Consider the following 13,342-nt stretch of genomic DNA (forward strand, 5'->3'; position numbering starts at 1 on the left):
AATGTGGTATGATGACTCGACAGGAGAGCGACAGATGTCCGGATTCGTACACCTTCACAACCATACTGATTACTCCCTGCTCGATGGCGCGGGTTCCATACCAAAATACATAGCCAAGGCAAAGGAACTGGGCATGAATGCCCTGGCAATCACCGACCACGGCAATATGTTCGGAGCCCACAAGTTCTACAAGGCATGCAAGGCAGCGGACATCAAGCCTATCATCGGCTGTGAGTTCTATGTCGCTCCTGAAAGCCATACCTTGCGCGAAGGCGTGGAAGGAAAGCCGCGTGCCTATCATCTGATTCTCCTTGCCATGAACGAGAAAGGCTATCACAATCTGATGGAACTGAACTCCATCTCCTATGTCGAAGGTTTCTACTACAAGCCGCGTATCGATCATGAGCTGATAGAACAGCACAATGAGGGCGTCCTTTGCCTGTCCGCCTGCCTTGGCGGGGAAATTGCGTCCCTTCTGAAGGACAATAGGTATGAGGACGCCAAGAAAGCCGCCCTGTGGCATGCATCAGTCTTTGACGGGGGACGCTATTACCTGGAAATCCAGGATCATGGCTTGCCCGAACAGAAGACGGTGAACCAGGCTCTTGCCCGTCTTTCCACGGAAACCGGCATTCCCCTTGTAGCGACCAATGATATCCACTACATCAACAAAAGCGATGCCAACGCCCACGACATCCTCCTGTGCATTGGCATGGGCAAGAAGAAGAATGAAGCCGACAGGATGCGTTTCCACTCGGCTGAATACTACATGAAAAGCGCTGAGGAAATGGAAAAACAGTTCCTCTGGTGTCCGCAAGCCGTGGAAAATACAGTGAAGATTGCAGATTTATGCAATCTGGAGATACATTTTCCCGGACCGCGCCTGCCCCGCTTCCGTGTCCCCAAAGGCTTCACGGATGACTCTTACCTCCGGCATCTTTCCCATGAAGGACTTGCCCGCCGGTATGCGGAAGTGACGCCTGACTTGGAGAAAAGACTGGATTACGAGCTTGATGTCATCATCCAGATGGGTTTCCAGGGCTATTTCCTCATTGTCCGGGATTACATCTACTGGGCAAAGCAGCGTGACATCCCGGTAGGGCCTGGCCGTGGTTCCGGCGCAGGCTCGCTGGTGGCATACTGCACGGAAATCACTGATGTCGATCCCATCAAATATAACCTGCTGTTCGAAAGGTTCCTCAATCCTGAAAGAAAGACAATGCCTGACTTCGACATTGACTTCTGCTTTGAACACCGCCAGGAAGTCATAGAATATGTGACGGAGCATTACGGTGAGGATCATGTCGCCCAGATAGCCACCTTCGGAACCCTCAAAGCCAAGGCTGTGGTAAAGGATGTCGCCCGTGTACTGGACATTCCCTTCGAGGAGTCCAACCGCATAGCCAAGATGATTCCCGACGACCCCAAGATGACCTTGAAGAAAGCCCTTGAACAGTCCCCTGAGCTGAAACAGGTTGCTGATGCCGGAGGCATCTACGGAGAATTGTTCGACGCCGCCTTCCGCCTGGAAGGATTGAACCGACACACATCGACCCATGCGGCGGGCGTAGTTATTGGTGAAAAAAAGCTGCTCACCTATGTTCCGCTCTACCGTGATGCCAAGACTGGCGCAATCTCCACCCAGTTCACCATGGATCAGTTGGAGGAAAACGGCCTGGTCAAGATGGACTTGCTCGGACTGAAGACGCTGACCCTCATCAAGCATACTGTTGATTTGGTTCACAAGACAAACCCCGGATTTTCCATTGAGGACATCAACGAAGAAGATGAAAAAACATTTGACATGCTCCGTCGTGGAGACAGCGCCTGCGTCTTCCAGTTTGAATCGACCGGCATGCAGAAGATTCTCCGTGATGCCCTTCCGAACAGCATAGAAGACTTGGTGGCCTTGAACGCCCTGTACAGGCCGGGGCCCATGGACTACATCCCCCAATTCGTTGAAAGCAAGAACGGCAGGATGCCGATTACCTACGCTCATCCGGACTTGGAGGAAACGCTCAAGACGACCTACGGCGTCATCGTCTACCAGGAACAGGTCATGAAAGTCGCCCAAATCATTGGGGGATACACGCTGGGAGCCGCTGATATCCTGCGCCGCATCATGAGCAAGAAGAAAGCGGAGGAGCTGGCTGCCCAAGAAGTGAAGTTCGTTGAGGGAGCCTTGGCGAAAGGCTATCAGGAGAAGCTCGCACGCTACATCTTCAAGATGCTGGAACCTTTTGCCGGTTATGGCTTCAACAAGTCCCACGCGGTGGCTTATTCCGTCATAGCCTATCAGACAGCGTTCCTCAAGGCGAACTATCCCGCTGAATTTATGGCGGCGAACCTGACCAATGAGATTAACAATCCTGACAAGTTCTCGGAATACCTGAGAGAAGCCAAGCATATGGGAATAGAGGTACTTCCTCCTTCCATCAATTACTCGGAAAGGCAATTCAATGCCGTTGAAGGCAAGATTGTCTATGGTCTGGCAGGCATCAAGAATGTCGGGGAAGGCGTGGCCGACCTGATTATCCGGGAACGTAACGAACACGGCCCCTATGAATCTTTCATAGACTTCCTTGTCAGGGTCGATTCGCGCGCAATGAATTCCAAGCTCCTTGAATCCTTGATAAAGGCGGGAACCTTCGACAGCATGGAGGAAAACCGTCCTACGCTGATAGAAAACATGGAAGCGGCGGTCATCTACGCCCAGAAACAGAAGGAAAGCAAGGAAAGCGGGCAGAGCTCCCTGTTCGAAGGCGATGACATTGATTCCTTCACCATGACACGCCATCCTGATTGGGAGATGCGTGAGAAACTTGAGATTGAGAAAGCCCTGCTGGGTTTTTACATATCCGGACATCCCCTGGATCTGTACCGCGATGCCTGGAAACGCAGCGTCCTCGTGGATTTCTCCCGTCCTGAACGTTTTCCCCGCAACCGGCAGATTTCCCTGGTGGCCATGATCACTGACATCAGGACGTTGATGACCAAGAAGCAGACTATGATGGGCTTCCTGGAATTGGTCGATTTCAGCGGTACATTGGAAGCTACCTGTTTCCCCAATGCATGGGCGGCTGTCTCCGGGAAAATCGAAAAGGACGGCATCTATGGTTTCCAGGGAAAGTTCGAGTACAATCCGAAAAGGGAGTCCATTGGATTCATCGTGGATGCTGTCTGCGACCCGTACAGCCTGGATCCGGTCGCCCTGAAAGAAGCTCATATCCAGATTGAGAAGCACATGTGTTCCGATGACATGATCGAGACTCTCAAGGATGTCATTGTGGAAAACCTGGGACGGGGAAGATGCCGTACAATCTTCCACATTGAGGACTCTGCCGCCGCGCTGACCGCAGCGGCTCATAACGCGGAGGAAGCCGGATTCGAGGCCAGCGAAGCTCCGGAGGATTCTGAGGAGACACTCTCCCTCCCGGCTCCGCAGACTGTCATTGCCGCAGGGTATGAGTTTTCCGTAGATTATTCAGAGAAGCTCATTGAAGACTTGAAGAAAATCCCCGGAGTGACCGGTGTCTGGTTTGACTAGGAGGATTTATGCCCGTATATAGCAATCACCCCACTTTCCTGATGAACCTTGCCCTGACAGCGGCAGGGGTTATCTCCATCTATTCCCTTGTTATCTGGCTCCGCATCATCATGACATGGATGCGCTCCCCGTCTTTTCAGGCTTTCAGCGCCAGCCCGTTCTTCCGGTTCATCGCTTCTATCACCGACCCGTATCTACGCCTGTTCTCCGGGGTAAAGTTCCTCAAGCTCCGCCGTATCGACCTGACCCCTCTCATGGCACTGCTGGCGCTGAACCTTGCCAGAAGCATACTCACGCTTTTCGGCAACACCGGCATCCTGACCTTGGGCATGGTGCTTGCCCTGCTGATCCGGATGCTCTGGCAGTCACTGTTCAACCCCGCCTTCATCTTCTTCCTCATCCTCCTTATCATCCGCTTGGTCTTCTGTTACAGGAGAACTCCCAATTCTTCCAACTATGTCATGATTCTCGATTCCGCGCTGGGTTGGTTGTTCAATGGAATCCAACGGCGTTTCTACAAGGATCGGATAGTTCCTGACAGGACTTTGGTCATAGCCTCCCTGGTCGCGCTGCTCGTCACCTGGGCCGTCAGCTTCCTTCTGGTCATCCTGCTCGCCAATCTGGTGACGCGCATACCTTTCTGAGAGTCCATCTGAGAACCAGGGAAAGAGAGAAGCATATGTTCATCCGCCAATTGCAGGAACCAATAGCCAGCCTTCCGGGAGTCGGAAAAAGCGCCCGGCTCGGTTATGATGCCTTGGGAATCCGTACCCAAGGGGATGTCCTTCTCCTTTCACCCCGGTCATGGGAGGATCGCTCCATCATTGTCCCTTTGGGAAGCGTAGCGCGGAATACAGGAGAAAATACGGTTGTCAACACCTTCGTCCAGGTTCTTTCCCAGTCATGGTTCGGCGGCCGCACACGCGGGAAAAGGACGCTCAAGGTCATTGTCCGTGATATCAGCGGCAATGGGGACGGACGGTTGTCCCTTCTCTGTTTCGGACGGGATTTTCTGGAAAAGGTTCTTGTCACAGGACGGACATTCTATGTGTACGCTCAGGCCGCCTATCATATGACCGAACTGCAAAGCTCGCAATTTGAGGTCATCCCCATGCGGGATGATGGTTCCCCGCCCGCCGAGTTCGGCGCAGTCCTGCCAATCTATCCTTTGTCCGGCTCCCTTAGCCAGAGAATCATCAGGCGTGATGTGGCGGCTGTACTGGCTGCCCGCAGTTTTGACGACGAACTTCCTCCGTCTCTGATGGACGCGTATGCCCTTCTGCCCACCGACCGCGCCATCCGCATGTGGCATCAGCCTTCATCCCTGGAAGATGTGAAGAAAGCACGGCAGACCCTTGCCTTCACGGAGCTTTTTTATCTCCAGCTTGTCACCCGCCGCAGGGCTGTGCGTACCGACTCTTCTACGCTGAAATCTCCGGGAGAGATTACCGGCAGCGAGAAAAGGTTCATCTCCCTGCTTCCTTTCTCCCTGACCGCCGACCAAGAGACGGTTCTTAAGGAAATCAGGATGGATTTGGACTCATCTTCTCCTATGAACAGGATGCTCCAGGGAGATGTAGGAAGCGGCAAGACATTGGTAGCATGGATCAGCGCTTTGCATGTGCTTTCCCATGGCGGGCAGGTAGCTTTCATGGCTCCCACCGAACTGCTCGCCCGTCAGCATGCGGAAAATGCGGCGCGTCTCCTTGCTCCGGCGGGCGTGCGGCTTGCTTTCCTCACCGGTTCAGTGAAGGGCAAGGAGAGGAAGCTCATCCTGGACAACTTGAAGGCGGGGAACATAGACGTAATCATTGGCACCCACGCGCTTTTTTCAAAGGAAGTGGAATTCCGCCGCTTGAGGTTTGTGATCATAGACGAACAGCACCGTTTCGGCGTCGGTCAGCGGCTTGCCCTGATGGATAAGGCGGCCACGCCTGATGTCCTCCTGATGACCGCCACCCCGATTCCCCGTACCCTTGCGCTCACGGTGTTCGGCGATCTCAATGTATCGACTATCCATACCATGCCTCCGGGAAGACTCCCTGTCATCACACATCTGGTCTCTGACGCCAGCAGGGAAAGGATGTACAAGGCTGTTGGCATTGAGTTCTTCCGCGGCCATCAGGGGTATTTCGTCTATCCCCGCATTGATGATTCAGGGACAAGCGATATTCGCGATGTCACCAACATGTTTGAGTATCTTTCCACCCGTGTTTATCCCGGCATCCCCTCCGCACTGCTGCACAGCCGCATTCCTGAGCAGGAGAAAATGGACATCCTGGAACGTTTCAGGAGAAAGGAGCTGATGTACCTTGTCTCGACCAGTGTGGTGGAAGTGGGCATTGATATCCCCGAAGCTACCTGCATGGTGGTAGAACATGCCGACCATTTCGGACTTTCCGCCCTCCACCAGCTCCGTGGACGCGTAGGTCGCGGGACTCTCCAGTCGTACTGTTTTCTTGTCTATGGGGAGCCTTTGAGCGATGACGCACGCCAGCGTCTGTTGGTCTTGCGGGAATCTACCGACGGTTTCCGTATAGCGGAGCAGGATCTGCTGATCCGTGGTCCGGGGGAGATGACCGGAACCCGTCAGTCAGGATTCCTCCGTCTCCAGTTCGCCGACCTTACCACCGACGTAGAGATAATTGTGGTCGCCCGCAAGGAAGCCGATGCCGTCCTCCAGGCAGATCCGGCGTTCCTCTCCCTGTCACATTCGGTCATCAGGGATGTCCTGATGCACGCCCCTCCTTTCCCTGAAGATGTAATAGATGCTTCGTAGGTGCGTCATTCGCAAACGCATCACCGGGCAGTGTGGTTTTGGACTGTTCTGTTGCACAGGACAGGAGCTTTGCGTATCATGGAGTGATACTGGGAATTAGCGCATCGTGCGCGTCCCATCATCCGCCGGAGGAAAAATACATGCGCATAACAGGAGGACGGTATCGCGGACGAACCATTCTTTGTCCGCCCGGAGTCATCCGTCCTGCAATGGATCGCATGAGGGAATCACTTTTCTCCATCCTTGGATCTCTTGACGGGCATTCCTTCCTGGATCTTTTCTCCGGCAGCGGATGCGTCGGCATTGAAGCCGCCTCACGCGGGGCTGAACCAGTCCATCTGATTGAGATGGACAAGCTGAAGAAAGATGTAATCCTCAAGAACATCTCTTTTGTGGAAAGCCCGATTCGTCTGTTCATGGCCGATGCCTTGCGTTTCATCAGGGCTTCAAAGAACACCTATTCCATAATCTACGCCGACCCTCCTTTCCCCCGGAACGGCAAGGTTAGGCTTGCTCAGGCTGTGGCGGATTCATCCGTCCTTGAGGATGGCGGCCTGTTCATCATTCATTATCCTGCCGAGGAAAACGCCCAGTGGCCGCAAAGCATCGGAAATCTTGTGTTCACCGATGAGAGGGTTTACGGACGCAGCCATCTGAGGTTCTACCGAAAGGATGCCTCACGGCAGGAAGCCATGCAAGAAACATCACAAGAAGCGATAACGGAGAAAATATCCCATGAGTGAAACACTGCGCCCTGACAATGTATTCTCAACAAACTACAAGACCTATACCCACCATGTCGATCCCTTCTTCCATGCCAAGGAAACTTTCCTCTTTGAGGTCCTCCAGGAAGCCGCCGGACGCCACGCCAGCCTAAAGAAACTCAGCATTCCCGACCTGAACCGGGAAAGACGGACATGGATGATTACCCGTACCCGTCTGGAAATTGACCGCTACACTATCTGGCCGGAGGATATCCATGTACAGACGTGGGGACAGGAACCGGTGAAGCTGTTCTTTACCCGCGGTACGAAAGGCTGCCTTGCCGACGGGTCGCCCCTGTTCACCGCCATCTCGTGGTGGGCGGTCATCGACACGCTCAGCGGTCGGCCTGTGCGACCACAGGAAATCAACGACAGGCTTGGCATCCCACCGGTCGATAATGACCATCCACGGATTGATTCTTCATACAATAAGCGTCTCTTTTTCGCCGACCAGGATCTCATTCCTTTGAAGGAGTTCACGCCATCCGTCAGATATGAGGATACGGACAGCAACCATCACGTAAACAACGTGGCCTATGTGAACTGGTTGATGGAGGCTCTGCCCGATGAGTTCCGCAATACGTATAAGATGAGTTGGATCGATGTGTCTTGGCTCAACCAGACGTACCGGCATGACACTGTGCGCATGCTCACCGGAATATTCCCCGGCGAGGGCCTTGACAGTCCCGTTCCCCATCTCTTTCATCAATTGTTGCGGGTGGAGCAGGATGGCTCACAGACTCCGCTGTTCATTGCGGAGACGCGTTGGAAGCACAGGGCAGAACTGGTACCAGCCTATTGTGAACAGAAAACACAGCCGAACATCTCCGAGACAGCCCGCTGAACGCAACCGCCGCTTCATTTTCAATAATGGGGCGGCTTTCTCTCCGGACGGGAAGATCCTTCAATCTCCATCAGGTCGGAGACTTTCCCGCTGAGGAACTTCACTTCTTTCTTCAGAATTTCAAGCTCATCATGGTGACCGCGCACAATGGCATCCAAGGTTCTCACCGTATCTTCAAGGTAGGAAATCTTCGTCTCCAGAGCAGTGAACCTCTCGTCTTGTTCCATATGCATGGTTCTCCTTGGACTGGCATTCTGCCAGCGTCCACATCATACGTGAGAAACAAAGGGAGGAAAAGCATCTTCAGCTTCTCCGTCCCAAAAAGGGAAAAATTTTGAAATGCATTGTCGTTGAAACCTAAGCATAGTATCATAAAAGTGTATTCAGATACTTCGTCATGAAGTTTGGAGGACAGAATGAAGAAATACGTTTGTGATTTGTGCGGCTATATCTATGATCCTGCTGACGGTGACCCGGATGGCGGAGTTGCCGCAGGAACCGCTTTCGCTGATATCCCTGATGACTGGGTATGCCCAGAGTGTGGTGCTGGCAAAGACGATTTCTCCCCTGTGGAAGACTAATCGAATCTCACGTCTATAAAGGGGTTGTCGCACATTGGCGGCAGCCCCTTTTCTTATAACCTCCATTTTCTTGCTTTCTTGTGTTTATACACCTAAAAATGAAAAAATCCACAATATTCGCATCCAAAATCACCAACTAACCCGAAAGTATTATATGCTTTTCATGCAAAATAATACTTTTGGGTAATAGCTTTCTGCCATCACCACGTTTATACTATTTCCTAATTACTACCATATGCGTAAGCTGGCATGTCATCATCTTCTTCATGGAGAAAGGAAAAGATACTATGAGAGAGAGAGAGAGAGAGAGAGAGAGAGAGAGAGAGAGAGAGAGAGAGAGACGAAAATCTGAGAGAACTGCGTATGAACAAATCTAGCAGACCAGTCTTTTTGGTTCTTACAACCATTCTGATACTACTTGTCGCCCTTGTTTCATGCGACAACAAACTGAATGTTTCACATACCAACGAAGTACGCTTCTCCACGGAAATCGGACGCAAGGCCACGGCAAATTCCGAATGGCAAGCCGATGATGACGTCGGCATCTACATGCTGGAACATGGTACCGGCACGGCAGCTACTGCCACCCCGGAACGTGCCAACAGACACTACACGGCTGACACGGCCTCCCAGACTTCCGGCTTCTCTCCTGCTGATAATGCCAACACCTTAAAGTGGAATGACATTGCCGCTAATGCCAACGACACGTTCGACTTCATCTCCTACTATCCGTGGGCGTACCTGGCTCATACCGAAGATGGCGCCGGTACGACATCCTTCTATGACACTGATACCTTGTACATAGATATCAACCGGGACAGGGGGACACATGAACAGGATACCGGAAAGGCCGATGTCCTGTGGGGACGCACCGACACCGTACAGAACAATACCTCAACGGTGCATCTGAAGCTTGACCATATGCTCTCCCGCCTGATTGTCAACATAACCCCAAGCACGACCGTTGATGCTGTGGCCATCAATGATGCCACCGCATTTGTGGCTACGGTCAAAGGCTTGGACAACATAACCACGATGAGTCTGGATGACGGTTCTTTGGCTGATGTATCCGGTCTCACTGCGCCTATTGCCATGAAGGACATTTCCGACACGCTTACGACCACGGAAAGAGCCGAGGGAAAGCGCAGATTCGAGGCTGTGCTGATACCTGTGGGCAACACTGATGCCCTGGCTAACGTGAGCCTGGAGTTTACCCTGACCGGTGGGACTGGCGCTGGTACATACACATGGAAGCCAAGTACCACAGGTGCTGTAGCTGACGGAGACAAACACCTGATTCACTTTGACAAAGGCAAGCAGCATATCTACAACATGACGCTGAACACGGAAGCGGATGAAGTAGCCATCGCCGCTATTGAGATTGAGATAAAGGACTGGGACACCGGAGATGGCATAAACGCACCTGCTGTCAAGCTGGGAGTCAGATCAGTCTCCGCCGGAGGTTATCACACGATGATCCTGAAAACGGACGGCACGCTCTGGGGGGTAGGATACAACGACAATGGTGAACTGGGTATCGGCACTTCAGGCGATATGGGCAACGAACGCACGCCTGTGCAGGTCTGGGATTCTACCAATGGTTCCAGGTTCATGACTAATGTCGCGGCTGTCTCCGCCGGATGGGATTATACGATGATTCTGAAGAAGGACGGCACGCTCTGGGGGACTGGACACAACTATTATGGTCAACTGGGTATCGGTGGTACTACCGACATAAGCACGCCCGAGCAGGTCAAGGCCAGTACCGCTGATAACGACTTCATGACTAATGTCAAGGCCGTCTCCGCCGGACAGGAGCATACAATGATCCTGAAGAAGGACGGCACGCTCTGGGCGACTGGAGACAATCAGCATGGTCAACTGGGTATCGGTAATTATGAAGCCAAAGATACGCCCGTGCCGGTTTCGTCCATGGGAAATCAGGTCGCGGCTGTCTTCGCCGGAGAGTTACATACGATGATTCTGAAGAAAAACGGTACGCTCTGGGCGACAGGATACAACGCTTCTGGACAACTGGGTATCGGTGGTACTACCGACATAAGCACGCCCGAGCAGGTCAAGGGTTTGGGTGGGGCCGGGGTCATGACTGATGTCGCGGCTGTTTCCGCCGGATGGAAGCATACGATGATCCTGAAGACAGACGGTACGCTCTGGGCGACTGGAGACAATCAGCATGGTCAACTGGGTATCGGTAATTATGAAGCCAAAGATACGCCCGTGCCGGTTTCGTCCATGGGAAATCAGGTCGCGGCTGTCTTCGCCGGAGAGGAGTATACGATGATCCTGAAGAAGGACGGCACGCTCTGGGCGACAGGAAGCAACCAGTTTGGTCGACTGGGTGTCGGTGATTATGCCGACAAAGACACGCCCGTGCCGGTTTCGTCCATGGGTTCTGATGTCAAGGATGTCTCCGCCGGATACGGTCATACGATGATCCTGAAGAAGGATGGCACGCTCTGGGCGACTGGAGACAACGAATATGGTCAACTGGGTGACGGATCTACGAACATCAACAGCAACACGCCCGTGCCGGTAATTTTTTAGATACTCTGAAGTGACCTCCACCATGCACAGTGCAACGCGCGGGAGTTATCTCTCTCCCCGTATGCGTTCTGCCACATGCAAATGGAGGTCACTTTTCACGACAACGGTAATCCACAGTCGCATCTATGTCACATGCCTCGTGACAGAAAAGAACACTTATGGCAAAATGGCAGTATATCATGCGGATAATGAGGAATCTTTATGAAAACACCCCTGGAAATACTTCTGGAAAGAAGAAGCATACGGTCTTTTGAAGCCCGTCCGGTTGAAGCCGATGTGATAGCACGTCTCAAGGAAGCTACGCTGCGTGCCCCTACGGCGGGGAACATGGTTCTCTGGTCAGTGATTGACGTACAAGATCCTGAAAGGAAAAAAGCTCTATCCGTCTTGTGTGACAACCAGCCCTTCATCGCCAAGGCTCCTCTGATATGGGTATTTCTCGCTGACACTCAGAAATGGATTGACGGCTTTGAATCCGGTGACTCACGGGGAAAAAGTCCTGACACCCCATGGCGTGCGCCAGGATGGGGAGACTTGCATCTCTGTATGCAGGATGCCATCATAGCTGCCCAAACCGCTGTCATCGCCGCTGAAAGCCTTGGCCTTGCATCCTGTTACGTAGGAGACATCATTGAGAACTACGAAAAAGTCGCCAGTCTTCTTTCCTTGCCCCGCTATGCCGCGCCTGCGGCCATGCTTGTCTTTGGCTATCCCCCCGAAGCGGCATTACACAGACCGCTGACTCCTCGCCCTCCCCAAGAAGCCTTGTTCATGATTGATGCGTACCGGCACATGGACGCCCATGACCTGGAAAACGCTTTTTCCGTCCACACTGAGCAATTGAGGGAAAGAGGCGTACTGCCCTACGGCAACACTGGCAGCTATGCGGATTTGTATTACATCAAGAAGTATTCCAGTGGTTTCATGCGGGAAATGAACCGTTCCGCCAAAGCGTTCTTCGAGAGATGGGGAGATGGAATGGAAACATCGGAGTCCCAGGAAGGATAGGACGGAACCTGCGTCCGGATATCTTTTCGAAACCAGCAGGAAAATCGATGCAAAGAACAGGCTGATATACAGTACCGGACATTATGAAGATCATTGATTGGGATTAAATCGGACGATGAACCATAAGGAATTTTCCGAGATTTTTCATTTGAAATTGAGAACAAGACTAGATACAGGCAATCAAAGCGTCGCGGATTCCACAAGCGTCAACGTCCTTCTGTCTGCATCAAGGCTACACGTAATACCATAAGGAATGATCCCTATTGGTTCCGCATGACCAAAATTTACATTGAACATTATAGGAAGTTCAGGATGTTCCGCTTCAAACCCCACTACTTGTCTGAAGACTTCCTTGTATGGTTCATACTTGCTGCGTCTCGCTGGTTTTCCGACTATTATCCCTTTCACTACATCAAAAATACTTTGGGCGGCAAAGTTACGTAAAATCTGGACAAGATAATCACAGGACATGTCTTCCTCACTGGTTTCAAGAAACATTATCTTGTCTTTCCATTCGCTCACGGACGGCCAGATTGATGTTCCGGTTATTCCTAAAATCGTATCAAGGCATCCCCCTAATAATCTGCCTTCTGCAATTCCTGACCCCTGTATCATCTCGTATCCGATTTCTTCGGGATGATACTCCTTGAGCCTGTGGCTGTTTTCTTCCTTCCACCATATCTTGTCATCTTCATCATCGTACCAATAGGGTGATGATGTGATTTCAAGTTTATCATGGGTTTCAAACAGAATTGATTTTATGGCATGGGACGTATAATCATGTATCTTCACATACTCTGCAAAATTGGTCATGAGAGACGCACCGTAGTAAGAGATCAGACCGGCCTTGTAGAGCATCAGATGGACACTGGTGCTGTCAGAAAAACCAGTGAATATCTTTGGGTTGTTTCTTATGACATCAAAATCCATGTACGGGAGCAATCGTATTGAATCATCTCCGCCGATTGAATTGATGATTCCTTTTATTGACCCATCAGAGAACGCTTGCATGAGATCATCCGCACGCGCCTTTGGATTCCTGTACAGATAATCGATACCTTTGAGAGCATTCGGCATCACTTCAACGACAAGGTGAAAGTCATTTTCAAGACGCTTTCTTGCAATATCAAGTTTATGAATAGCCCAGTCTTCTCCTAGTGTTCCTTTTGAAGAACTCACTATAGCGACTTTATCACCAGCTTCCAGATGTCTTGGTTTTAGCATGAATTCCTCCCTCAATTATTGGTAGAATTG

10 protein-coding genes are annotated in these 13,342 nt (G+C 51.8%); 8 read left to right on the plus strand and 2 right to left on the minus strand.

The window, feature by feature from the left end:
- The first annotated feature begins 34 nt into the window (after positions 1-34).
- From dnaE to SPICO_RS09175, 5 genes are all read left to right on the plus strand, one after another.
- Positions 35-3,547, plus strand: coding sequence for a DNA polymerase III subunit alpha (gene dnaE, locus SPICO_RS09155; RefSeq protein WP_013740386.1), 3,513 nt, complete (start codon positions 35-37; stop codon positions 3,545-3,547).
- Positions 3,548-3,555: 8 nt separating this feature from the next.
- Positions 3,556-4,191, plus strand: a complete 636-nt coding sequence (locus SPICO_RS09160; RefSeq protein WP_013740387.1) for a YggT family protein — start codon at positions 3,556-3,558, stop codon at positions 4,189-4,191.
- Between the two features lie 8 nt (positions 4,192-4,199).
- The gene (gene recG, locus SPICO_RS09165) at positions 4,200-6,326 is read left to right on the plus strand and encodes an ATP-dependent DNA helicase RecG (RefSeq protein WP_281047938.1); all 2,127 of its coding nucleotides are present in this window, start codon (positions 4,200-4,202) and stop codon (positions 6,324-6,326) included.
- Positions 6,327-6,466: 140 nt separating this feature from the next.
- Entirely contained in the window at positions 6,467-7,069 is a 603-nt protein-coding gene (rsmD, locus tag SPICO_RS09170; protein ID WP_013740389.1) for a 16S rRNA (guanine(966)-N(2))-methyltransferase RsmD, read from the plus strand.
- Entirely contained in the window at positions 7,062-7,934 is an 873-nt protein-coding gene (locus SPICO_RS09175; RefSeq protein WP_013740390.1) for an acyl-[acyl-carrier-protein] thioesterase, read from the plus strand. Before rsmD ends, SPICO_RS09175 begins: the two co-directional genes overlap by 8 nt.
- A gap of 20 nt (positions 7,935-7,954) precedes the next feature.
- Here SPICO_RS09175 and SPICO_RS09180 read toward each other — a convergent pair whose 3' ends face one another.
- The gene (locus SPICO_RS09180; RefSeq protein ID WP_013740391.1) at positions 7,955-8,161 is read right to left on the minus strand and encodes a SlyX family protein; all 207 of its coding nucleotides are present in this window, start codon (positions 8,159-8,161) and stop codon (positions 7,955-7,957) included.
- A 189-nt stretch (positions 8,162-8,350) separates the two neighbouring features.
- On the opposite strand from SPICO_RS09180, the gene rd reads away from it, so the two are divergent.
- From rd to SPICO_RS09195, 3 genes are all read left to right on the plus strand, one after another.
- Positions 8,351-8,515: a rubredoxin gene (gene rd, locus SPICO_RS09185; RefSeq protein WP_013740392.1), complete on the plus strand. Its 165-nt coding sequence runs from the start codon at positions 8,351-8,353 to the stop codon at positions 8,513-8,515.
- 363 nt (positions 8,516-8,878) lie between these two features.
- On the plus strand, positions 8,879-11,080 hold the full coding sequence (locus SPICO_RS09990) for an RCC1 domain-containing protein (protein ID WP_013740393.1): 2,202 nt from the start codon (positions 8,879-8,881) through the stop codon (positions 11,078-11,080).
- Positions 11,081-11,281: 201 nt separating this feature from the next.
- Entirely contained in the window at positions 11,282-12,088 is an 807-nt protein-coding gene (locus SPICO_RS09195; protein ID WP_013740394.1) for a nitroreductase family protein, read from the plus strand.
- A gap of 180 nt (positions 12,089-12,268) precedes the next feature.
- Here the strand turns inward: SPICO_RS09195 and SPICO_RS09200 are convergent, their stop codons facing one another.
- Positions 12,269-13,312 carry a S66 family peptidase gene (locus SPICO_RS09200; protein ID WP_013740395.1) on the minus strand — a complete coding sequence of 348 codons (1,044 nt, stop codon included), beginning with the start codon at positions 13,310-13,312 and terminating at the stop codon, positions 12,269-12,271.
- Positions 13,313-13,342 lie beyond the last annotated feature (30 nt).

This window comes from Parasphaerochaeta coccoides DSM 17374 (assembly GCF_000208385.1).
GTDB lineage: Bacteria > Spirochaetota > Spirochaetia > Sphaerochaetales > Sphaerochaetaceae > Parasphaerochaeta > Parasphaerochaeta coccoides.

Bases quoted from the DNA above. Each gene is read 5' to 3' on its own strand.
- dnaE (WP_013740386.1), top strand. From the start codon at position 35: ATGTCCGGATTCGTACACCTTCACAACCATACTGATTACTCCCTGCTC.
- SPICO_RS09160 (WP_013740387.1), top strand. From the start codon at position 3,556: ATGCCCGTATATAGCAATCACCCCACTTTCCTGATGAACCTTGCCCTG.
- rsmD (WP_013740389.1), top strand. From the start codon at position 6,467: ATGCGCATAACAGGAGGACGGTATCGCGGACGAACCATTCTTTGTCCG.
- SPICO_RS09175 (WP_013740390.1), top strand. From the start codon at position 7,062: ATGAGTGAAACACTGCGCCCTGACAATGTATTCTCAACAAACTACAAG.
- SPICO_RS09180 (WP_013740391.1), bottom strand. From the start codon at position 8,161: ATGGAACAAGACGAGAGGTTCACTGCTCTGGAGACGAAGATTTCCTAC.
- rd (WP_013740392.1), top strand. From the start codon at position 8,351: ATGAAGAAATACGTTTGTGATTTGTGCGGCTATATCTATGATCCTGCT.
- SPICO_RS09990 (WP_013740393.1), top strand. From the start codon at position 8,879: ATGAACAAATCTAGCAGACCAGTCTTTTTGGTTCTTACAACCATTCTG.
- SPICO_RS09195 (WP_013740394.1), top strand. From the start codon at position 11,282: ATGAAAACACCCCTGGAAATACTTCTGGAAAGAAGAAGCATACGGTCT.
- SPICO_RS09200 (WP_013740395.1), bottom strand. From the start codon at position 13,312: ATGCTAAAACCAAGACATCTGGAAGCTGGTGATAAAGTCGCTATAGTG.